Below are 21,574 nucleotides of genomic sequence, written 5' to 3'. Positions count from 1 at the left end.
CATGAACAAGATCATTGCGCTCGTCGTGGCTGTCGTCATCGTGCTGTTTGCCGCTTCGTCGATGGTGTTCGTCGTCGATCAGCGCCACATGGCCGTGCTGTCCTCGCATGGCGACGAAGCGCCGAGCCTGCTCGGCCCCGGTCTGCATGTGAAATTGCCGCCGCCGTTGCAAACGGTCACGCTGGTCGATAACCGCATACAGTCGCTCGATGCGCCGGACGAAGACCGTTACGTGACGTCCGACAAAATCGATCTGCTGGCGAACCCGGTTCTCAAATATCGCGTGACCGATCCGCTCAAGCTGCTCGCCGAAACCCGCGGCGATGCGCAGAGCCTGCCGGACCGGCTCGCGTTGCTGTCGCGCGGCGCGCTCGGCGACGCGTTCGCGAAGGTCACGCTGTCCGACGCGCTCGCGCGGCAACAGGCCGTCGCCGACGAAGCGCGCGCCGCGATGGACAAGGCGGCGGCATCGCTGGGCGTGTCGGTGGTCGACGTGCAATTGACGCGCGTCGATTTCCCGGCGTCGATGGCGGACTCGGTCTACAAGCGCATGATCGCCGCGCGCCAGCAGGTCGCGGCCGACGAACGCGCGAAGGGCACGGCCGAAGCCGACAAGATCAGGCAGGACGCGATCGGCCAGCAACAGGCGATTCTCGCGGACGGTTATCGTCAGGCGCAGACCATCAAGGGCGAAGGCGATGCCAAGGCAGCGCAGATCGCCGCCGACGCTTACGGCAGCGACCCGCAGTTCTACCAGTTCTATCAAAGCATGCAGGCGTACAAGAACACCTTCAAGCCGGGCGACGTGATCGTGGTCGATCCGAGCAACGAGTTCTTCCGCTTCATGCGTAGCCCGACCGGCGGCGCCGCCCCGGACGCTCCCGCGGTCCCGCGCAAACCCTGATAACCGGAACGCCGCGGCACCCGCATCGCGGCCCTTTGAATCGCATGGATATAGCCGGCTCGTTACTGCTCGCGATCGCGTTGATGCTGATTATCGAGGGAATGTTTCCCTTCGTTTTTCCGAGCGCCTGGCGCGACACGTTCCGTAAAATAGCGGAACGGCCGCCGCATCAGATTCGGGTGGGTGGCCTGATCGTGATGGTGCTCGGGCTGATCCTGCTGTTTATCGTGACCTGAAGGCGCTTGGCGGCCAGATGCGACGGGCCGCCATGGCCCGCGGTGCTCTGAACGCCGCATCGTGCAACGCCCTGCGGCCAAAAGCCGGATAGGGTCGCTGCAGCCAATCCAGACGCCCGCGATGGCCGCCAAAATCGAGCCGCCGCCCGCCATTCACTCTCACTTACCGGCGCACCCAGCCGCCGTGTTCAACGTCGTAGGACTGTATCGATGTCGACCTGGTTACTTCCCGAAAATATTGCCGACGTGCTGCCGTCGGAAGCCCGCAAGATCGAAGAATTGCGGCGCCATTTGCTGGACCGTTTCCGTTCGTACGGCTACGAGATGGTTATGCCGCCGTTGCTCGAATACATCGAGTCGCTGCTGACCGGCGGCGGGCACGATCTGAACCTGCGGACCTTCAAGCTGGTCGATCAGCTGTCCGGGCGCACGCTCGGCCTGCGCGCGGACATCACGCCGCAAGTCGCGCGCATCGACGCGCATCTGCTGAATCGCCAGGGCGTGACGCGTCTTTGTTATGCGGGCAATGTCGCGCACACGCGTCCGCGCGGCCTGCATGCCACGCGCGAGCAAATCCAGATCGGCGCGGAAATCTATGGACACGCCGGCCTCGAAGCGGACCTGGAAATCCAGCAGTTGATGCTCGACGCGCTGCGTCTGGCCGGCCTCGCGAAAGTGCGCCTCGATCTGTGCCACGCGGGTGTGCTCGCGGCGCTGATCGAAGCCGAGCCGGCCGCGGCCGAGCTCGGGCAGTCGCTTTACGACGCCTTGGCGGGCAAGGACGTGCCGCGCCTCGTCGAACTGACAGCCAACCTGACGCCGGTGATCCGCGACGCCTTGCGCGCGTTGCCCACGCTGTACGGCGACGCGTCGGTGCTCGACGAAGCCCGCGCGCGCTTGCCGAACGCGCCGGCCATCGCCCGCGCGCTCGACGACCTCGCGTTCCTCGCAAGCCAGGTGGACGGCGCCGAAGTGATGATCGATCTCGCCGATCTGCGCGGCTATGCTTACCACAGCGGCGTGATGTTCTCGGCGTATGTGGACGGCGTGCCCAATGCGGTAGCGCGCGGCGGCCGTTACGACCATGTGGGCCAGGCGTATGGCCGCGCGCGGGCGGCCACCGGCTTTTCGCTCGATCTGCGCGAAGTGGCGCGGATTTCGCCGGTCGAAGCGCGCAGCAGCGCGATTCTCGCGCCGTGGCAGCACGACGAAGCATTGCGCGTGAGCGTCGCCGCGTTGCGCGATGCCGGTGAAGTGGTGATTCAGGCGCTGCCCGGCCATGAACACGATCTGGACGAATTCGCTTTCGACCGCGTGTTGGTCGAGCGCAACGGCAACTGGGTCGTCGAACCGCGCGCCTGAGCGCGTTGCCTGAGCGTTCCGTCAGACCCGGCCGAGGGTGATCCTCAGCGCTTCTCAGACGGCATCGAGCGTGCCCTTAAAACGCGGCGCGGCCATCGGCCGCGCTACTTTCGCAATACCCAACATAACGTGCATACCGTTGAGCGGAAACGGAAAAATTCGGAAGGTTCCGCGAACATAGGTAGAATACGTTTTTAACCAGCTTACGAAACAACATGTCTGCCAGCGCAGTGAATGTGAACCCCGGGCGTAACGTCGTCGTCGTGGGAACCCAGTGGGGTGATGAAGGCAAGGGCAAGATCGTCGACTGGCTGACGGACCACGCTCAAGGCGTCGTTCGCTTCCAGGGCGGTCACAATGCCGGTCACACGCTTATCATCGGCGGCAAGAAAACCATCTTGCGTCTGATTCCGTCGGGCATCATGCATCCCGGCGTCGCGTGCTACATCGGCAATGGCGTCGTGTTGTCGCCGGAAGCGCTGTTCAAGGAAATCGGCGAGCTCGAAGCCGCCGGGGTCGATGTTCAGAATCGCCTCTTCATTTCCGAAGCCACCACCCTGATCCTGCCGTATCACATCGCCATCGACCAGGGCCGCGAAAAGCGCCGTGGCGCGGCCAAGATCGGCACCACCGGCCGCGGCATCGGCCCGGCTTACGAAGACAAGGTGGCGCGCCGCGGTTTGCGCGTGCAGGACCTGTTCGAGCCGGAAACCTTCGCCGAACGTCTGCGTGAAAATCTCGATTACCACAACTTCGTGTTGACGCAATACCTGGGCGTTGACGCTGTCGACTTCCAGCAAACGCTCGACACGATGCTCAGCTATGCCGATCGTCTGAAGCCCATGGTCACCGACGTATCGCGCCGTCTCTACGACGCGAACGCGGCCGGCAGCAACCTGCTGTTCGAAGGCGCGCAAGGCACGCTGCTCGACATCGACCACGGCACGTATCCGTACGTCACGTCGAGCAACTGCGTGGCGGGTGCGGCCACGGCCGGCGCGGGCGTCGGTCCGCAAAAGCTGAACTACATTCTCGGCATCACCAAGGCATATTGCACGCGCGTCGGTTCGGGCCCGTTCCCGAGCGAACTGTACGACGCGGATAACGCCGCCCGTCAGGAAGCGATCGGCCTGGAACTGGCTACCGTCGGCAAGGAATTCGGCTCGGTCACCGGCCGTCCGCGCCGCACCGGCTGGCTCGACGTCGCCGCGCTGCGCCGCTCGATCCAGATCAATGGTGTATCAGGTTTGTGCATGACCAAGCTCGACGTGCTCGACGGTCTCGACGAAGTGAAGCTGTGCGTCGGCTACACGGTCGACGGCAAGCATGTCGACCTGCTGCCGCGCGGTTCGTCGGAAGTCGCGCGTTGCGAGCCGGTGTATGAAACCTTCGTGGGCTGGAAGGAAAGCACCGTCGGCATCAAGGAATGGGACAAGCTGCCCACGAATGCGCGCGCTTATCTGTCGCGTGTGCAGGAAGTCGCGGGCATTCCGATCGACATGGTGTCGACCGGTCCGGACCGCGACGAAACCATTCTGCTTCGTCATCCGTTCAAGGTTTAAGCCATGGTTCAAGGTGTACCCATGATTGCGATGAAAGATCCGCGCAACGACGACAAGAACCTGTGGGTCGGCTGGGACGAGTATCACCGGCTGATCGAATTGCTCGCGTTGCAGGTGCATGAGTCGGGCTGGAAGTTCGACAAGATCCTGTGCCTCGCGCGCGGTGGTCTGCGTGTCGGCGATCAGCTCTCGCGCATTTACGATCTGCCGCTGGCGATTCTCGCCACGAGTTCGTATCGTGAAGCGGCCGGCACGGAGCAGGGCGAACTCGACATCGCGCAATACATCACCATGACGCGCGGCGAGCTGCATGGCAACGTGTTGCTGGTCGACGATCTGGTCGATTCGGGCGTCACCCTCGCGCGTGTTCAGCAGCATCTGAAAGAGCGTTATCCGGCGATCACTGCCGTGCGTTCGGCGGTGCTCTGGTACAAGGGCTGCTCGAAGGTGAAGCCCGACTATCACGTCCAGTATTTGCCTACCAATCCGTGGATCCATCAGCCTTTCGAGGAATGGGACACGGTGCGTCCGCATAATCTCGGCGCCTGGATCAAACGCGGCATGCAGCAAGCGCAGGAGTCGTCGGAGAAGTGATGCGCACTTCGGCGCCGAACGTGTTGTATCTTCGTCGCGCCGTACCCTGCGTAGTCTCGCAAAACGGAGCCCAGTGGGCTCCGTTTTTTTATGTGCGGGCCGTGCGTGTACGCTTCGCACACCGCGCAACGCCGATGCCGGCAATGCGGCTCGCGCAGCAGACGCGCCCATATCGCAGTGCTACACTGCGCGGACCATCACGTGGCGTATCCACAACAAGCCGGGCGGCGCCATGCCGGCAGTTTAGAATGGCGGTCGTTTTTCCGCTCAGGGAACGGATTTCCTCGCGTTTATGACAGATAACAATCACGTGCACAAACAGCCTCTGCCTTCCCTCGCTCTCGCTGCGATCGGAGTGGTGTTCGGCGATATCGGCACGAGCCCGTTGTACTCGCTGAAAGAAGCCTTCAGCCCCTCTCACGGCATTCCGCTGACCGATCAATCAATCCTGGGTGTGATCTCGCTGCTGTTCTGGGCGATCGTGATCGTGGTCGGCGTCAAGTACGTGTTGTTCGTGATGCGCGCGGACAATAACGGCGAGGGCGGTGTGCTCGCATTAATGGCGCTGGCACTGCGCTCGCTCGACGAGAAGTCGAAAATGGCCGGCGTGCTGGTGATGCTCGGCATTTTCGGCGCCTGCATGTTCTATGGCGACGCGGTGATCACGCCGGCCATCTCGGTGATCTCGGCAGTCGAGGGTCTGGAGATCGCCGCGCCGCATCTGTCGCATCTGGTGCTGCCGCTCACCATGGTGATCCTCGTGCTGCTGTTCTGGATTCAGCGGCACGGCACGGCGATGGTCGGCCGTCTGTTCGGTCCGATCATGGTGGTGTGGTTTGCGGTGCTCGCGGTGCTCGGCCTGTGGCATATCCTGCAGTCGCCGAATGTGATCCGCGCGCTGAACCCGTATTACGCGTACACCTTCATGGCCGCGCACGTGCTACAGGCCTACGTGGTGCTCGGCTCGGTCGTGCTGGTGCTGACCGGCGCCGAAGCGCTGTACGCCGACATGGGCCATTTCGGTGCGAAGCCGATCCGCATGGCGTGGTATTTCCTCGTGATGCCTTCGCTGGTGCTGAACTACTTCGGCCAGGGCGCACTGCTGATGCACGATCCGAAGGCCATCGAGAATCCGTTCTTCCTGCTCGCGCCGGACTGGGCTTTGCTGCCGCTCGTCGTGCTCTCGACCGTCGCAACCGTGATCGCCTCGCAGGCCGTGATTTCCGGCGCTTATTCGCTGACTAGCCAGGCAATCCAGCTCGGCTACGTGCCGCGCATGAAGATCCTGCACACGTCGGAACTGGCGATCGGCCAGATCTATGTGCCGGTGGTGAACTGGATGCTGCTGTTCATCATCCTGTGCATCGTGATTGCCTTCAAGAGCTCGGACAATCTCGCGGCCGCGTACGGTATCGCGGTGACGGCGACCATGGTGATCACCACGATCCTCGCCTGCGTCGTGATGGTGAACGTGTGGAACTGGAACAAGCTGCTGGTGGCGCTGATCATCGGCGTGTTCATGACGGTCGATCTAGGATTTTTCGGCGCGAATCTGCTGAAGGTGGAAGAAGGCGGGTGGTTGCCGCTCGGTATCGGCGCATTGCTGTTCTTCCTGCTGATGACCTGGTTCAAGGGCCGCATGATCGTCAAGGAACGCACGGCCGCGGACGGTATTCCGCTCATGCCGTTCCTGCAGGGCTTGCTTGCGCATCCGCCGCATCGCGTGTCGGGCACGGCGATCTATCTGACCGGCAGCGATTCGCTCGTGCCGGTGAGCCTGTTGCACAATCTGAAGCACAACAAAGTGCTGCATGAGCGCACCATTTTCCTGACCTTCGTGACGCGCGATATTCCGTACGTGAACGACTCGGAGCGCGTGACGGTCAAGGACATCGACGGTGGCCTGTATCTCGTCAAGGCCGCCTACGGTTTCAACGAAACGCCGGACGTGAAGGCGGTGCTGCTCGAAGTCGGCCGCACCCGTGACATGACGTTCGAGATGATGGACACGTCGTTCTTCCTTGCGCGCGAAACGGTGGTGCCGACGCAACTGCCGGGCATGTCGGTGTGGCGCGAACGTGTGTTCGCGTGGATGCATCAGAATGCCGCGAAGCCGACGGACTTCTTTAGTATTCCGGCTAATCGGGTGGTGGAGTTGGGGACCAAGATCGAGATCTGAAGGCCGCCGCTGATTTTCAGGCGCCTCGTGTATCGAGGCGCGAAAAAAAAGCCCACGTGTGTGGGCTTTTTGCTTGCAGCTTGATCGAGCGAGTGACTGATCGGGCACCGCGCGGTGCTCAACAAGCTCATCAAGCTCATCAAGCGCGTGAGCGAATCACGCGCCTCTGACGCGGCAAAAAATTACTTCTGCTTGAGCTTGGCGAACGCAGCCGCCATCGCGCCACCCGCTTCCGGCTCACGCGAGCGCTGTTGCTGCGCGCCGCGTCCACCGCCGCCCGAACGACCCGCGCCGCCGCGATCCTGCTGGGCGCCGCCACCGCTGCGTGCCGCCGCCACACCGACTTCATCGTCCATGCGCATCGTCAAAGCGATACGCTGGCGCTTCACGTCGACTTCAAGAACCTTCACCTTGACGATCTGGCCAGCCTTGACCACTTCATGCGGATCCTTGATGAACTTGGTCGACATGGCCGACACGTGCACGAGACCATCCTGATGCACGCCGATGTCGATAAACGCGCCGAACGCCGCCACGTTTGTCACGACACCTTCGAGCACCATGCCCGGCGTCAGATCGCTGACCTTTTCGACGCCTTCGCGGAAGGTCGCGGTCTTGAACTCGGGACGCGGATCGCGCCCCGGCTTTTCGAGTTCGAGCAGAATGTCGCGTACGGTCGGCAGACCGAAACGATCGTCGACGAATTCCGCGGGCGAGAGGCCACGCAATGCGTCGCGATTGCCCAGCACTTCACCGACGTGCTTGCTGATTTTCGCGAGCATGCGTTCAACGACCGGATACGCTTCCGGGTGAACCGACGAGCGGTCGAGCGGATTCTCTCCGTTGTTGATACGCAGAAACCCGGCGGCCTGCTCGAACGTCTTGTCGCCCAGACGCGGCACCTTGCGCAGATGCTCGCGCGATGGGAACGGACCGTTTGCATCGCGATAGTCGACGATATTGCGCGCCAGCGTGGCATTCAAACCCGACACGCGGGCGAGCAGGGCGACCGACGCCGTATTCGCGTCCACGCCGACGGCGTTCACGCAGTCTTCGACCACCGCGTCGAGCGAACGGGCCAGTTCACGCTGATTCACATCGTGCTGATACTGGCCGACGCCGATCGCCTTCGGCTCGATCTTCACCAACTCGGCGAGCGGGTCTTGCAGACGGCGCGCAATCGACACCGCGCCGCGCAGCGACACGTCCATGTCGGGGAATTCCTTCGCCGCGAGTTCCGAGGCCGAGTACACCGACGCGCCCGCTTCGGACACGACGATCTTCTGCAGCTTGAATTCCGGATGACGCGCGATCAGTTCGCTCGCGAGCTTGTCCGTTTCACGCGACGCGGTGCCGTTGCCGATGCTGATCAGTTCAGCCTGCGTCTGCGCGCAGATGCGCGCGAGTTTCGCGATCGAGCCGTCCCAGTCGCGGCGCGGCTCGTGTGGATAGATCACGTCGGTGGCGAGCACCTTGCCGGTCCGATCGACCACCGCCACCTTCACGCCGGTGCGCATACCCGGATCGAGGCCGATCACAGCCTTCGGGCCGGCGGGCGCAGCCAGCAGCAAGTCCTTCAGATTGCGCGCGAACACGCGAATCGCTTCGTGCTCGGCTTCGTCGCGCAGATTGGTCAGCAGCTCGTTTTCGATATGCGGCTGCACCTTTACGCGCCAGCACCAGCGGCACACGTCGGAGAGCCACTTGTCGGCCGGACGGTTCTGGTTGGCGATGCCGAAGTGGCGCGCGATCAGCGCTTCGCCCGGATGCGGCAGCTGCGCGTCGAGTTCTTCGCCCAGACCCAGCTTGACCATCAGCACGCCCGCATTGCGGCCGCGGAACAGCGCCAGCGCGCGATGCGACGGCACCGTGCGGATGGTTTCCGCGTAGTCGTAGTAGTCGCGGAATTTTTCTTCTTCCGCGTGTTCCTTGCCTTCCACCACTTTGGACGACACCACGCCCTGGTTGAACATGTAGTCGCGCAGCTTGCCGAGCAGATCGGCCGTTTCGCCGAACTGTTCCGAGAGGATGTCGCGCGCGCCGTCGAGCGCGGCCTTGACGTCGGCGACGCCTTTCTCCGCGTCCACGTAGGCTGCGGCTTCGGTTTGCGGGTCGAGCAGGGGATTTGCCAGCAGCGCGTCGGCGAGCGGCTGCAGGCCGGCTTCGCGGGCAATCTGCGCGCGCGTGCGGCGCTTCGGCTTATATGGGAGATACAGGTCTTCCAGCACCTGCTTGCTGTCGGCGCCTTCGATCGCGGTGCGCAGCTCGTCGGTGAGCTTGCCCTGTTCGTCGATGCTGGCAATGATCGCGGCGCGCCGGTCTTCCAGTTCGCGCAGATACAGCAGGCGTTCCTCGAGGTTGCGCAGTTGCGTGTCGTCGAGATTGTCGGTCACTTCCTTACGGTAGCGGGCGATGAACGGAACAGTCGCTCCTTCGTCGAGAAGTTGCACCGCGGCCGCGACCTGGCGCGGCTGGACGGACAGTTCGGCGGCGATGCGCTGTACGATCTTGAGTGCTACGGTTTCCGTCATAAGGTCTTGGTGTTCCTGCGGACTCAGTTCGGAGGCCGCGCGCTGACCGAACGTGGGCGGCACGCGAGGGCCGCATGAGGCACGTCGGGGCACGACGGGCGTGCGCGCTGCGACCAGGTTGCTGGAGCGGGGCATTTTGCCATAAATGCAAAAGGGCTCAACCGCAGGGTGATAGAATTTCGGGCATGTTCCGTTGACCCTCTACGACGTTGCCGATCTCCTTGTCACTCAACTGCCTGGGCTCCCGCTTGGTCTCTCGCTTGTCACAACTGCCGCCGTTTTTTCCGCCGGGTCTGGCACCGGGTTTGCCACGGTCTTCGCTCTCTTCGCTCGTATTGGCGCCGCGCTCCGCGTTCAGGTCCGCGTTTGCCTCGCGTGGGGTGTTTTTCGCGTCATGCGCGTCGTGTGTGCTGGCCGTTGCATTGGGCGCGTCTACGCCGGCCATGGCTCAGTCGGCGACGCCGGCGAGCAGCAGCGCCGCGCGGCCCGCAGGCGCCTTGACGCCGGCCGCCGCGTCGGGCGCGCAAGCCACGACGGTCAAGGGCGCCACGAACGCCGACGGCACGGACAGCGCCGGCAACGCGGTAGCGTCGGATAGTGATTTCAACGCGCGCCAGAAAGCCCTCGATCAGCGCACCGAGGAGAACAACTACCGCTACGGCGTCGCGGAACACGACTGCTACAGCAAGTTCTTCGTCAACTATTGCCTGAACAAGGCGCGCGACAGCATGCGCTCGGTGCAGGCCGACATTCGCAAGGAACAGCTCGCGCTCGACGGCGAACAGCGCACGCAGCGCGCTCGCGTGCGTGACGAACAGGCCGCCATCAAGCGTGCGCAGGACGAAGCGAGCGCGCCGCAGCGTGCCGCCGACGACGCACGCAACGCGCAGGCGTATGAAGACAAGCAGAAACAGCATCAGATCGATCAGGCGCAGCGCGCCGCCGAGGCGCCGCAGCGCAGCGCGAATGCGCAGGCGTATCAGGACAAACTGCGTCAGCACGCGCTGGATCAAGCGCAGCGCGGCATCAGCCCGTCGCAGGCGGCGGCCAACCAGCAGGCGTACGATCAGAAGCAGGGCGACTTCCGGCGCAAGCTCGACGAGGCGCGTGCGCAAGGTGCGCAGAAGGCGCAGGAGCGCGTGCAGAAGCAGCAGAGCTTCGAGAAGAAGCAGGCGGACGCCGCGCAGCACAAGGCCGAGGTGGAGACGCGTCAGAAGCAGGCGGCCGAGAAAGCCGAGCAGAAGCGTCAGGACGCGTTGAAACAGCAGCAACAGGAAGAGCGGCAAAAGCAGCAGCAGGAGCAGCAGCAGTAAGCGGGCTGAAGGGCCCTGAGCTGAGTGGCAGGGCCGTAGCCGCCGTTATGCGTTTTAAGCCGGACAGCAACCTCAGGCATCGGGCCGCACACGCGGCCCCCGCCGTAGACGAGAGGAGGCGAGCATGCGCGATCAACATCACGTCATCAACGCGGACACACTTCGCGACCGTATTCTGCAACTGGAATCGGAGCATAGTGGGCTCGATCGCTTGATCGACCGAATGTCGGATGAGCCCGGCATCGACGACTTCGAGTTGCAGCGCCTGAAAAAGCGCAAACTCAAAGTCAAGGACACCATCATCTTGCTGCAATTGCAGCTCGAACCGGACGCGCGCGCCTGAGTTCGCGGCCTGGCAGGCGCCGGGCGCGCGCCGCGCGAGCCGGACTTTGCAGGAAACGCTTGCCTTGAATTCACCGCTTGAAACTTCATCCCGTGCCACGCCGGGCGACGACGCATCAGGAGCCGTTACACCGGAGCCGCGTCCCGCCGCGTCCGCACTGAGCGCGTCGCTGAATCCACGCCGCGTCGCCGAACTGGACGAGATCTTCGCCGCCAACGGCTTGCTGGCCCGTCAGATCGACGGCTACCGCTCGCGCGCGTCGCAGATCGAAATGTCGCGTGCCGTGGCCGCCGCCATGGAAGCATCGGGCCGCGCAATGCCCGAGCCGGCCATGTTCGAGGCGCAGAAGCGTCCGGCGCGGCGTCTGCAGGGGGCAGGTGCCGATGCCGCCGCCGAGGCCGCTGAGAGCGCCGGATCGGACGGCCTCGACGGCAGCGAAAACACGCTGATCGTCGAAGCCGGGACCGGCACCGGCAAGACCTATGCGTACCTGGTGCCGGCCATGCTGTGGGGCGGCAAGGTGATCGTCTCCACCGGCACGAAGCATTTGCAGGATCAGCTCTTTCAGCGCGACATTCCGACCGTGCGCGATGCGCTCGCGGTGCCGGTATCGGTCGCCATGCTCAAGGGGCGCGCGAATTACCTGTGCCACTACTATCTGCAGCGCACCGCGGATAACGGCCGTCTGCCCTCGCGTCAGGAAACCTCGTATCTGCAGGATATCGTTCGCTTCGCGAAGATCACGCGCACCGGCGACAAGGCGGAACTGGCGAGCGTGCCGGAAACGGCTGCGGTGTGGTCGATGGTCACGTCCACGCGCGAAAACTGTCTCGGCCAGGAATGTCCGCATTACAAGGACTGCTTTGTAATGCAGGCGCGCCGCGAGGCGCAGCAGGCGGATATCGTGGTGGTGAATCACCATCTGTTTTTCGCCGACATCATGTTGCGCGATACGGGCATGGCGGAATTGCTGCCCACCGCCAACACGATCATCTTCGACGAAGCGCATCAACTGCCCGAGACGGCGACGCTGTTCTTCGGCGAGACGCTGTCGACCACGCAGTTTCTCGAGCTCGCACGCGATTCCGTGGCCGAAGGTTTGGGCCATGCGCGTGAAACGGTCGACTGGGTTAAGCTCGGCGCCACGCTCGAGCGCGCCGCGCGCGATGTGCGGCTTGCCTTCAAGGAAGATTCGGTGCGCTTGTCGATCGGCCAGTTGCCGGACGATCATCCGTTGTTCCCCGCACTCGAAACGCTCGAAACCGAGCTCGATGCATTGGCGTCCGCGCTGGCGGGTCAGGCCGAGCGCGCGGAATCGATCGGCGCGTGTCTGCGCCGCGCACGCGAGCTGCAGGGCGTGCTTGCCGGCTGGACCACGCCACCCACGCAAACCGAGCGCGAAGCCGCTGACGGCGCCTCTGCCGACGGCAAAACCGAGCGCGCCGATCCCAACGAAAAGGTGCGCTGGATCGAAGTCTTCTCGCATACCGTGCAGTTGCACGAAACGCCGTTGTCGGTCGCGCCGATCTTCGCGAAGCAGCGCGCCGGTGTGCCGCGCGCGTGGATCTTCACGTCGGCCACGCTGTCGGTGCGCGGCGATTTCACGCACTACGCGGCGCAAATGGGTCTGAACGCGAAGCGTTCGATGACGCTGCCCAGTCCGTTCGACTATCCGACGCAGGGCCTGCTGTACGTGCCGCGCAATTTGCCGCAGCCATCTTCGCCAATGTTCACCGACGCCGTATTCGACGCCGCGCTGCCGGCGATCGAAGCATCGGGCGGCGGCGTCTTCATGTTGTGCACGACGCTGCGCGCGGTGGACCGCATCTCGGCGAAGCTGCGCGACACGATCGAAGCGCGCGGCTGGGACTATCCGCTGCTCGTGCAGGGCGATGCGAGCCGCACCGAACTGCTGGACCGATTCCGGTCGTACGGCAACGCGATCCTGGTGGGCAGCCAGAGCTTCTGGGAAGGCGTGGATGTGCGCGGCGACGCATTGTCGCTGGTGGTAATCGACAAGCTGCCGTTTGCTCCGCCCGACGATCCGGTGTTGTCTGCACGGCTCGACGCACTGACCAAGAAAGGCTTGAGTCCATTCGCCGTGCATCAGTTGCCGCAGGCGGTCATCACGCTGAAGCAGGGTGCGGGCCGTCTGATTCGCGCTGAGACCGATCGTGGCGTGCTGATGATCTGCGACACACGACTCGTCGACAAACCGTATGGGCGCCGTATCTGGCAGAGTCTGCCGCCATTTAAACGCACACGCGAGATCGAGGTGGTGCGCGAGTTTTTTGAAGAGAGCGCGACGCCGGCGCAACAGGCTGATCAGCCTGATTAAAATCAATGAACGCCGCTATAAAAAAGTGGCGCTTGAATGACAAAACGCCACGGATGTGAATCCGTGGCGTTTTGCTTTACTGCCCGGGAAATCGCGATGATTTCCCGATGCAGTTTTCGCCCAGAGGCGAACCCTATGCGACAGCTTACTGGCTTGCGCCCGAAGCCGGAGCAGCAGCCGAAGCAGCAGCGTCCGAAGCAGCAGCGCCTGCGTCCGAAGCAGCGGTCGTAGCCGAAGCAGCAGCGTCGCTCGCAGCAGCAGCAGCACCCGAAGCAGCAGCAGCCGAATCCGAAGCTGCGGCAGCCGGTGCCGAAGCAGCAGCTGCGTCGCTAGCCGGGGCAGCGGCTTGGTCGTTGCTCTTGTTGCATGCAGCCAGTGCCACAGCTGCCAACAGGGATGCTACGAGGAGGGATTTCTTCATGATCACGTCCTTTTATGGTTTAAAGGTAAGCAACAGCGCAAAATAAAACCGGTAATGTGCTCCAACACCGACCTGGGCCGCTGGTGGAGAAGCTCTTTTGACGAGCTCGAATCTTCCCTACGGCTTGGGCGGAAATTATATGCACTTTCGTACTGACAATCCATAAATCCGGGGTCAATACGTTGTCTTTCTCATACAAAATTTCACTGTACGGTATAGCAGGCAGGCAGAGTTACGCAAGCTCGCCCACTTGTATCCAGCCCGCACAATACCACTCGTGTAGCCGTGCTGTCACCGACGAATCGTGCGAGAGTGTTACAAAGCGTTTCGCACTCATACAGCGGTGATTTGCGAGGTCAAACAACCACTTTTTTGCGCCATCAAATGAGGTTTCCTCTCCGTTTACGAAGAAAAAACGGCGGTTGTACAACAAATTAGTCTTGCGGTCCAGCCGAATGCCTGACTTCGATGCCAGACTGATGAAACGGGCTTCATTAAGCGGGCTTTGCGGCGGATCAAAGACGACACTCGGCTTGGGTTCGCTGAGATACGTGCCAAGGAACGACGCAATATCCCGCTCATTCCATTTGATGCCAGCAAGGATTGCGCCAACCCTCTCGACCAGCGCTGCGGGGAGCTCGGCCGGACGCTCCACGGCAGGTTGCTGCGGATCGCGATAAAGCGCGCCCGGCTGACCCGCCGACTCGCCGCGCTCGGCCAGATGGTAGAGGAATTGCGCGGTCAGTTCGCTCGCCGAAGGGGCGCGAAAACCGATCGAACAGGTCATGCATTCGCCCTCGGCAATGCCGTCGTGCGCGATGTGCGGCGGCAGATACAACATGTCGCCCGGTTCGAGCAGCCACTCCTCTTCGGGCTGGAAGTTCTGTAAAACTTTCAAAGGCAAACCGGCTTGCAGCGTCAGATCTTTCTGCGCGCTAATGCGCCAACGGCGCTTGCCTTTTACTTGCAAAAGAAACACATCGTAGGAATCGAAGTGCGGCCCTACGCCGCCGCCGTCACTTGCGTAGGAAATCATCAGGTCGTCGAGACGCGCGTCCGGCACGAAGCGGAAACGGTCGAGGAGGGCGCGTGCGCGATCGTCGTGGAGATCGACACCTTGCACAAGCAGTGTCCAGGCGCGCTGCTTCACCGAAGGCAGTTCGTCAGGCGCGAACGGCCCGTGCTCGAGCTGCCATTTATTGCGGAAATGGGTGATCAGGCGTGCTTCGACTTCGTCCTGATCGGCCAGCTCGAAAAATTCGTCGCGCGACAATGGCGCCGCGACGTTCGGGATCGCCTGGCGAATCAGCAGCGGCTTTTTCTGCCAGTAGCGGCGCATGAATTGCGACGGCGTCAGATTACCGAGCAGCGGTGTTGGCGTGTCTGGCGAAGGCGGGAGAACCGGAACAGCCGGCTTTGAAGCCGGCGACGAATTCCGTGCCGAAGCTGCGTCGGCCGGGTGGTCAGTGGGCCGCTTGGGCATCGTATAATGTGAGTTGTATTCTGGAGAATCGAATGAAAATCGCAAAGAACACCGTCGTGTCGGTCGCTTACAAGCTGTCGGATGCGCAGGGCAATCTGATTGAAGAAAGCGACGAGCCGATGGTCTATCTGCACGGCGGCTATGATGGCACGTTCCCCAAGATCGAGGAAGAGCTCGACGGCCACGAGGCCGGTTTCGAGACCCAGATCCAGCTCGAGCCGCAAGACGCGTTCGGTGAGTACGACCCTGATCTCGTGAAGATCGAGCCGCGCAATCGCTTCCCGGAACCGCTCGAAGTCGGCATGCAATTCGAAGGCACGCCGGAAGAAGGCGACGAGGACCTCGACTCGCTCGTCTACGTGGTGACCGACGTCGCGGAAGACAAAGTCGTGCTCGACGGCAACCATCCGCTCGCCGGCATGGCACTGCGTTTCGCGCTGACCGTGAAAGACGTGCGTCCTGCTACCGAAGACGAAATCCAGCACGAACACGCGCATGGCGCCGACGGCCTCGAAGTCCTCGACGAAGACGAGGACGACGAAGAAGAAGGCAAGTCAGGGCCCACGCTGCACTGAGCTTGCAGGCATGCCGGGCACGCTTGAAGAAGCGCCCGGCGTATGCGGTTGAGCGGCGGAGGCGGGCGGCGTCGACATGGCCGGCCCGTAACCGCCGCCACCCTGATCCGCCGGTATGCGCGGTTGCTGATCCGGTTGCGAGTCTCCGGGCGTCGGCAGCAGTGGCGGCAATTCCGAGGCGGGTCCGAGCGCCGGTACAGCCGGCATCGAAGCAGCCGGTTCATCGCGCGGCAGCACGGGTTGCGCGGTGGGCATCGGCATTTGCCTGGGCACATCGCGCACACTTACGCGGAACGGCGGTTTCCTGCCGAGATCCGCTTCCACCTGAATCCACTGGTTGAGTCGATCATGCGGCGCGAGCGCGACACGCGTGAGATTCGTCACCAGCATTCCCTTGTCATTGCGTAGCGGCTGATCGATCACGAAGCCGGTGCTTGCTCGTTCGTCGTCGCAATGAATCACTAGCACCGGTCCCCGGAAAATCTGCGCGAGTTTCACGAGGCTGCGTTTCAATTCCAGAAAACCGTCGCGGCGGGTGTTGCGTGCAAAGCGCAGCCACGCGAAACGGTCGGGCCGTTCGTAACGCTCAGGGTCCGGATCGCCTTGAATGAACACGACGAGCGCCCGCGCGTCGCGGCGTTTCGCATATTCGCCGGCATGTTCCAGCCAGAATGCATTGGCGATCACGCGGTCTTCGAATTCGCCATTGCGGCCGCCCGCGGTCAGATAATGATTGTTCGGACTCGGCGCATTCAGGCCGACGAACACCGTATCGCCCACTTGCCAGCGCACGTTCTCGCGATAGGGGCGAAAGCGCGAGACTTCGCTTTCACGCGTCAATGCGATCGGGTTCTGACCCATTGAGGTGGCGTCGGCAAAAAGCGTTTGGCGCAACTGGTCGAGCCGTTCGGTCGGATCAAAACCGCCGGCTTCGCCGATGCCGCAATCGGCCCAGTCGTGCTGGCCGGGAATGAAGAAAAGGGCGGGCCGTGACGTTTCGAGCAGCGCGTGGCGGCGCTCATAAAGCGCATCGCGGCATGCTTCTTTCGCACCCTTGAGATTGCCGTCGTACACGATGAACGACACATCGCGCTCGCGGCTGATCGCTTCGATCAACCGCTGCGTGGGCGCTTCGTCGGCGACGCTTTGCATCGTGTTGGCGATGACCGCGAACGTATAGCGCGGCGTGTCGGCGTAGGCCGCCGGCGTGAAACCCGACAACCCCGCGAACAATCCCGCAAGCGGCACGCCGCCACCCGTGAGTGTGAGGGCGAGGGTCAGCGCCGCGCGAAGTTTGCGCGGACGCCGCGGGGGCCTGTGTGAGTCAATGATCCGCATCCGGCGCGGCGGCCAGTTCGTGCAATTCGTACAGCAGATCGAGTGCTTCGCGGGGCCGCAGATCGTTCGGATCGATGCCGCGCAGACGTTCGACGAGTTCCTGCATGGCGGGCGACGCCGCCGGTCCCGTCTTCGCATCGCGCTCGTCGTCCGCGTCTTCGAGCAGCATCGGCATGGGCGCGGCGAACAGGTCGAGTTGCGGCGCGGGCTGCGCGGCCGACTGCTGTTCCAGATGCGCGAGATGCTTGCGCGCCGCGCGAATCACCGCATTCGGCACGCCGGCAAGTTGCGCGACCTGCAGGCCGTAGCTCTGATTCGCAGGACCTTCGCTGACCGCATGCAGGAACACGATGCCGTGCCCATGCTCGACCGCCGACAAATGCACGTTGGCCGCCTGCGGAAACTCCGCCGGCAACTGCGTCAATTCGAAGTAGTGCGTGGCGAACAGCGTATGGCAACCGTTGTGCGCGAGCAGATGTCGCGCAATGGCCCACGCCAGCGCGAGGCCGTCGAACGTGGACGTGCCGCGGCCGATCTCGTCCATCAGCACGAGACTTTGCGGCGTGGCGTCGTTCAGGATCGCGGCGGCTTCGGTCATCTCGACCATGAAGGTCGAGCGCCCGCCGGCGAGATCGTCCGCTGCGCCGATGCGCGTGAAGATGCGGTCGATCGGCCCGAAGGCGGCCCGCCGAGCGGGCACATAACTGCCCACATAAGCGAGCAGCGCGATCAGCGCGGTCTGCCGCATGAAGGTCGATTTACCGCCCATGTTCGGGCCGGTGATCAGCAGCAATTTGCGCTCGGGCGTGAGCGAGCAGTCGTTGGCGATGAACTGCTCGACCTGCGCCTCGACCACCGGATGCCGCCCCTGTTCGATTTCGATGCCGGTGTTTGCCGAGAACGTGGGCGCGACCCAATCGAGCGCGCGGGCGCGCTCGCCGAAGGCCGCCAGCAGATCGAGTTCGGCAAGCGCCGAAGCGACCCGCTGGCAATCCGGGATGAAGGGCAGCAGCGCCTGCAGCAGCGCGTCGTAGAGCGAGCGTTCGCGAGCGAGCGCCCGTTCCTGCGCGGAGAGCGCCTTGTCCTCGAACGTTTTCAGTTCCGGCGTGATGTAGCGTTCGGCGTTCTTCAACGTCTGACGGCGGCGATAGTCGTCCGGCACCTTGTCGGTCTGGCCGCGCGTCACTTCGATGTAGAAGCCGTGCACCTTGTTGTATTCGACGCGCAGATTGCCGATGCCCGTGCGTGCGCGCTCGCGGGTCTCGAGGTCGATCAGGAACTGCCCGCAGTTCTCCGAAATATCGCGCAGTTCGTCGAGTTCCGCATCGTAGCCGCGTGCGATCACGCCGCCGTCGCGCACCATCGCCGACGGTTCCTGCGCGACCGCGCGCCTGAGCAGTTCGACGCAGGCTTGCGGCGGTTCCAGCGACGCGTCGATGCGCGCCAGCGAATCCGCATTCGGCGCAACGGCCGCGAGCTGCGTGCGCAACTCCGGCAACGCAATGAAGGTATCGCGCAGGCTCGACAGATCGCGAGGCCGCGCGGACAGCAGCGCGAGACGCCCGGTGATGCGCTCGATGTCCGAGATCTGCCGCAATGCGCCGCGCAACGAATCGACGCTTGCGCCCGGCGGCGCATCGAGCAAGGCGCCGATCGCCTGCTGACGCGCCTGCGCCACCGCCGATTCGCGCGGCGGGTGATGCAGCCAGTGACGCAGCAGGCGGCTGCCCATGGTCGTGCAGCAGGTGTCGAGCAGCGAACACAGCGTAGGTGATTCCGTGCCGCGCAGTGTTTCCGTGAGTTCGAGGTTGCGCCGCGTGGCGGGGTCGAGGCCGATATATTCGGATTCGTATTCGACCTTCAGGCTGCGCACGTGGCGCAACTGCTGACCTTGCGTGGCCGCGGCATACAACAGCAGCGCGCCGGCCGCACCGCATGCGCAGGTGAGCGAATGCGCGCCGAAGCCGTCGAGGCCCGCCACTTCCAGCTGATCGCACAAGCGCTGCGTGCCCGAGGTAACGTCGAAGTGCCAGACCGGCACGCGGGTGAGGGCGCCCGCATTGACCGGCGGCGTCCAGCTTGCCGAGTCGGTTGGTGTGTCGGCAACCAGAATTTCCGCGGGGCGAATGCGTTCAAGCGCCGCCGCCACCTGGTCCGGTGTGACTTCGGCGAGGCGCAACGCGCCGCTCGCCAGATTCAGCCATGCAAGGCCGACGCTGGTCGCGACGCCGCGTCGGTTATGCGCGACGCACATGGCCAGCAGATAGACGTCGCTCTTATCGGACAGCAGCGCTGCATCCGTGAGCGTGCCCGGCGTGACCACGCGCACCACTTTGCGCTCGACTGGACCCTTCGATGTAGCCGGGTCGCCGATCTGCTCGCAAATCGCGACGGATTCGCCGAGTTTCACGAGCTTGGCGAGATATTGTTCGACCGCGTGATGCGGCACGCCGGCCATTTTGATCGGATTGCCCGCCGACGCGCCACGCTGCGTGAGTGTCAGATCGAGCAGACGTGCGGCTTTTTCCGCGTCTTCGAAAAAGAGTTCGTAGAAGTCGCCCATCCGGTAGAACACCAGTGTGCCGGGATGATCCGCTTTAATGCGGAGATACTGCTGCATCATCGGCGTGTGGCTGCTGATGTCTATCCCCTGTACGTCAGGTTTTGCGCTTGTTTCTTCCATCTATCCTATACCTAGCAAGGCGTGGTGCCTTTTTGCAAGTTTCTGTCCAAGCATGTCTACGTGCTGCAGCACATTGCAAAACTTGCGGTCTTAGCGTAGGTTTCTGGCCATATACGCCTCTTAACCTACGCCGGTGTCGCTTTGCGAATTTCCGGCAAAACCTACGCTGACTCTCATGCATTTTGATGCCCGCGCGGCAAAGCAACTTGGGCCTGATCAACACCTAACTGTTACCGATTGCCCCGGCTTGCGCTTGGTGGCGACAAAGACGACAAAGAGCTGGACCTACCGCTATAAATCGCCCGTCGACGGGCGCATGAAGCAAACCAAAATCGGGGAGTGGCCGGCGATGTCGCCAGCTGCCGCAACCGCCGCTTGGGAAAAGCTTCGTGAGGCGCGCAATGAGGGGCAAGAGCCGGTCGCCAAGAAGCGACAACCGAGTACAGCCTCGATCGGCGATATGGTACCGCAGACGTTGAAATACACGATGGGAAACCTTTGCCGCGACTACCTCGAGGGGCACGTCGAGCGCAATCGCAAGACTAAAGGTGCGAATGAGATTGCGCGCATGTTCCGAACCATGCTCGGCCCGCTCGCCGACGTCCCTGCAGAAACGATGACGCGCGCACAAGCATTCGATCTTATCGAGTCGCACGCCCACATTCCCGTTCAGGCGGCGAAGTTGCGCGCTGAGCTAGGAGCGGCGTGGGAATACGCACACGACGCCGGCCGCCTGTCGCAAGACGCACCGAATTGGTGGCGTCTGATCATGCGGGGCAAGCTGAAGAGCAAGGGAAAGACGATCGGCGGCAAGCGGGTAGGGAAAAAGCGGACGTTGTCGGATGCTGAACTGGCGGTCCTGATTCCGTGGCTTCCGAACTTCAGTCGAAGCGTATGTGACGCATTAACACTCTATCTATGGACGGCCACGCGTGGGTCCGAGATCGTGGCGATGGAGGGTCGCGAGATCACTGAGGAAAGTGACGGATGGTGGTGGACGATACCCAAAGAGAAGACCAAGAACGAGCGGCATGAGGATGCTACCGATCTACGCGTCCCATTGATTGGTCGTGCGGAAACGGTTGTCCGCCGCCGGCTGAGCGTATACGGCAAGGGACATCTATTTCCGCCGACGAACGGTTCGGCGGCTCACATCGAGCAAAAGGTTGTCCAGACGGCGGTCCACTACCGTCAGCCTTACTCGAAAACTAACCCCGACATGGTGCGCCCGCGTCTACCTGTAACCGTATGGGCGCCGCACGATCTACGCCGCACCATACGAACGATGCTGGCGTCGATGGGGTGCCCTGACGAAGTGGGTGAGGCTGTGATCGGCCACATGCAGGAGGGCATCAAGGGCGTGTATAACCGGCACGCATATGATGCGGAACGCCGCGTATGGCTCACGCGGGTGTCGGAGCGGTTAGAGCAGTTGTCGGGTGGCCGTTGATCGTCGCGGTAACCGACTTTTTGCGACGAGCGCCGGTGTTCGGCGGCGGAAGCAGATCGGAAATCGGTCGCTGCTCTGCCCACTCTTCGATCTCCCGAAGCAGCCACCCAACGCGTCGGCCGGACAAAAGTCTTGGCTTTGGGAACTGGTCCTGACGAACCAGCAGTTGAACGGTTGCCGGCGCGAGCGACACGATCGTGCAAACAGTTTCCAGGTCAAGATATAGCGGCTTGATTAGCGCGGTTTTCGTGTTAGCCATCTT

Annotated in this window: 18 protein-coding genes; 11 read left to right on the top strand and 7 right to left on the bottom strand. The window is 62.9% G+C overall.

Features of this window, described 5'->3' with window-relative positions:
* Position 1: 1 nt before the first annotated feature.
* The 6 genes from hflC (at position 2) to B0G80_RS08375 (ending at position 6,837) form a co-directional block, all read left to right on the top strand.
* Positions 2–904 (top strand): protease modulator HflC, encoded by a 903-nt coding sequence (gene hflC / locus B0G80_RS08400; RefSeq protein WP_106279505.1) that lies wholly within the window; start codon positions 2–4, stop codon positions 902–904.
* Between the two features lie 44 nt (positions 905–948).
* Entirely contained in the window at positions 949–1,140 is a 192-nt protein-coding gene (locus tag B0G80_RS08395) for a DUF2065 domain-containing protein (RefSeq protein WP_007181354.1), read from the top strand.
* Positions 1,141–1,350: 210 nt separating this feature from the next.
* Complete coding sequence (locus B0G80_RS08390) at positions 1,351–2,502, top strand: ATP phosphoribosyltransferase regulatory subunit (protein WP_116117686.1); 1,152 nt, start codon at positions 1,351–1,353, stop codon at positions 2,500–2,502.
* Positions 2,503–2,717: 215 nt separating this feature from the next.
* The gene (locus tag B0G80_RS08385) at positions 2,718–4,064 is read left to right on the top strand and encodes an adenylosuccinate synthase (protein ID WP_116117685.1); all 1,347 of its coding nucleotides are present in this window, start codon (positions 2,718–2,720) and stop codon (positions 4,062–4,064) included.
* 3 nt (positions 4,065–4,067) lie between these two features.
* A complete protein-coding gene (locus tag B0G80_RS08380) occupies positions 4,068–4,658 on the top strand; it encodes a phosphoribosyltransferase (RefSeq protein ID WP_106279509.1) in 591 nt (196 codons plus the stop codon).
* Between the two features lie 292 nt (positions 4,659–4,950).
* Positions 4,951–6,837, top strand: a complete 1,887-nt coding sequence (locus tag B0G80_RS08375) for a potassium transporter Kup (protein ID WP_116117684.1) — start codon at positions 4,951–4,953, stop codon at positions 6,835–6,837.
* A gap of 182 nt (positions 6,838–7,019) precedes the next feature.
* Here B0G80_RS08375 and B0G80_RS08370 read toward each other — a convergent pair whose 3' ends face one another.
* Both B0G80_RS08370 and B0G80_RS45755 read right to left on the bottom strand, forming a co-directional pair.
* Entirely contained in the window at positions 7,020–9,368 is a 2,349-nt protein-coding gene (locus B0G80_RS08370; protein WP_116119575.1) for a Tex family protein, read from the bottom strand.
* Positions 9,369–9,525: 157 nt separating this feature from the next.
* Entirely contained in the window at positions 9,526–9,813 is a 288-nt protein-coding gene (locus B0G80_RS45755) for a hypothetical protein (protein WP_181919930.1), read from the bottom strand.
* Between B0G80_RS45755 and B0G80_RS08365 the strand changes: the two genes are divergently transcribed.
* The 3 genes from B0G80_RS08365 to B0G80_RS08355 all read left to right on the top strand — a co-directional run bounded on the left by B0G80_RS08365 (position 9,749) and on the right by B0G80_RS08355 (position 13,362).
* On the top strand, positions 9,749–10,681 hold the full coding sequence (locus B0G80_RS08365; RefSeq protein ID WP_116117683.1) for a hypothetical protein: 933 nt from the start codon (positions 9,749–9,751) through the stop codon (positions 10,679–10,681). The two genes, B0G80_RS45755 and B0G80_RS08365, sit on opposite strands and share 65 nt — an antisense overlap.
* 124 nt (positions 10,682–10,805) lie before the next feature.
* Entirely contained in the window at positions 10,806–11,024 is a 219-nt protein-coding gene (locus tag B0G80_RS08360) for a DUF465 domain-containing protein (RefSeq protein ID WP_007181361.1), read from the top strand.
* Positions 11,025–11,088: 64 nt separating this feature from the next.
* Positions 11,089–13,362 carry an ATP-dependent DNA helicase gene (locus B0G80_RS08355; protein WP_116117682.1) on the top strand — a complete coding sequence of 758 codons (2,274 nt, stop codon included), beginning with the start codon at positions 11,089–11,091 and terminating at the stop codon, positions 13,360–13,362.
* 145 nt (positions 13,363–13,507) lie between these two features.
* Here the strand turns inward: B0G80_RS08355 and B0G80_RS46370 are convergent, their stop codons facing one another.
* Positions 13,508–13,783 (bottom strand): hypothetical protein, encoded by a 276-nt coding sequence (locus B0G80_RS46370; RefSeq protein WP_083772052.1) that lies wholly within the window; start codon positions 13,781–13,783, stop codon positions 13,508–13,510.
* 232 nt (positions 13,784–14,015) lie between these two features.
* Entirely contained in the window at positions 14,016–15,266 is a 1,251-nt protein-coding gene (locus B0G80_RS08340; protein ID WP_116117681.1) for a cupin domain-containing protein, read from the bottom strand.
* A 32-nt stretch (positions 15,267–15,298) separates the two neighbouring features.
* On the opposite strand from B0G80_RS08340, the gene B0G80_RS08335 reads away from it, so the two are divergent.
* Entirely contained in the window at positions 15,299–15,841 is a 543-nt protein-coding gene (locus tag B0G80_RS08335; RefSeq protein ID WP_012433513.1) for a peptidylprolyl isomerase, read from the top strand.
* Here B0G80_RS08335 and B0G80_RS08330 read toward each other — a convergent pair.
* Together B0G80_RS08330 and mutS are read right to left on the bottom strand one after the other, a co-directional pair.
* Positions 15,821–17,179, bottom strand: a complete 1,359-nt coding sequence (locus B0G80_RS08330; RefSeq protein WP_116117680.1) for a hypothetical protein — start codon at positions 17,177–17,179, stop codon at positions 15,821–15,823. The genes B0G80_RS08335 and B0G80_RS08330 overlap by 21 nt on opposite strands.
* Positions 17,166–19,862, bottom strand: a complete 2,697-nt coding sequence (gene mutS, locus B0G80_RS08325) for a DNA mismatch repair protein MutS (RefSeq protein WP_116117679.1) — start codon at positions 19,860–19,862, stop codon at positions 17,166–17,168. The genes B0G80_RS08330 and mutS overlap by 14 nt, the downstream gene beginning before the upstream one ends.
* A gap of 175 nt (positions 19,863–20,037) precedes the next feature.
* Here mutS and B0G80_RS08320 point away from each other — a divergent pair, with 175 nt between their 5' ends.
* Positions 20,038–21,312: an integrase family protein gene (locus tag B0G80_RS08320; RefSeq protein WP_116117678.1), complete on the top strand. Its 1,275-nt coding sequence runs from the start codon at positions 20,038–20,040 to the stop codon at positions 21,310–21,312.
* Here B0G80_RS08320 and B0G80_RS08315 read toward each other — a convergent pair.
* Positions 21,266–21,571 (bottom strand): AlpA family transcriptional regulator, encoded by a 306-nt coding sequence (locus B0G80_RS08315; RefSeq protein ID WP_258878956.1) that lies wholly within the window; start codon positions 21,569–21,571, stop codon positions 21,266–21,268. The genes B0G80_RS08320 and B0G80_RS08315 overlap by 47 nt on opposite strands.
* Between the last annotated feature and the right edge of the window lie 3 nt (positions 21,572–21,574).

The sequence above is a fragment of the Paraburkholderia sp. BL6669N2 genome (genome assembly GCF_003387275.1).
Taxonomy (GTDB): Bacteria; Pseudomonadota; Gammaproteobacteria; order Burkholderiales; family Burkholderiaceae; genus Paraburkholderia.
Note: the sequence above shows the minus strand (reverse complement) of the source record. Positions and strands in the feature narration are given on the sequence as shown.

Coding starts and splice junctions, on each gene's coding strand:
- hflC (WP_106279505.1), top strand. CDS start 2: ATGAACAAGATCATTGCGCTCGTCGTGGCTGTCGTCATCGTGCTGTTT.
- B0G80_RS08395 (WP_007181354.1), top strand. CDS start 949: ATGGATATAGCCGGCTCGTTACTGCTCGCGATCGCGTTGATGCTGATT.
- B0G80_RS08390 (WP_116117686.1), top strand. CDS start 1,351: ATGTCGACCTGGTTACTTCCCGAAAATATTGCCGACGTGCTGCCGTCG.
- B0G80_RS08385 (WP_116117685.1), top strand. CDS start 2,718: ATGTCTGCCAGCGCAGTGAATGTGAACCCCGGGCGTAACGTCGTCGTC.
- B0G80_RS08380 (WP_106279509.1), top strand. CDS start 4,068: ATGGTTCAAGGTGTACCCATGATTGCGATGAAAGATCCGCGCAACGAC.
- B0G80_RS08375 (WP_116117684.1), top strand. CDS start 4,951: ATGACAGATAACAATCACGTGCACAAACAGCCTCTGCCTTCCCTCGCT.
- B0G80_RS08370 (WP_116119575.1), bottom strand. CDS start 9,368: ATGACGGAAACCGTAGCACTCAAGATCGTACAGCGCATCGCCGCCGAA.
- B0G80_RS45755 (WP_181919930.1), bottom strand. CDS start 9,813: ATGGCCGGCGTAGACGCGCCCAATGCAACGGCCAGCACACACGACGCG.
- B0G80_RS08360 (WP_007181361.1), top strand. CDS start 10,806: ATGCGCGATCAACATCACGTCATCAACGCGGACACACTTCGCGACCGT.
- B0G80_RS46370 (WP_083772052.1), bottom strand. CDS start 13,783: ATGAAGAAATCCCTCCTCGTAGCATCCCTGTTGGCAGCTGTGGCACTG.
- B0G80_RS08340 (WP_116117681.1), bottom strand. CDS start 15,266: ATGCCCAAGCGGCCCACTGACCACCCGGCCGACGCAGCTTCGGCACGG.
- B0G80_RS08335 (WP_012433513.1), top strand. CDS start 15,299: ATGAAAATCGCAAAGAACACCGTCGTGTCGGTCGCTTACAAGCTGTCG.
- B0G80_RS08330 (WP_116117680.1), bottom strand. CDS start 17,179: ATGCGGATCATTGACTCACACAGGCCCCCGCGGCGTCCGCGCAAACTT.
- mutS (WP_116117679.1), bottom strand. CDS start 19,862: ATGGAAGAAACAAGCGCAAAACCTGACGTACAGGGGATAGACATCAGC.
- B0G80_RS08320 (WP_116117678.1), top strand. CDS start 20,038: ATGCATTTTGATGCCCGCGCGGCAAAGCAACTTGGGCCTGATCAACAC.
- B0G80_RS08315 (WP_258878956.1), bottom strand. CDS start 21,571: ATGGCTAACACGAAAACCGCGCTAATCAAGCCGCTATATCTTGACCTG.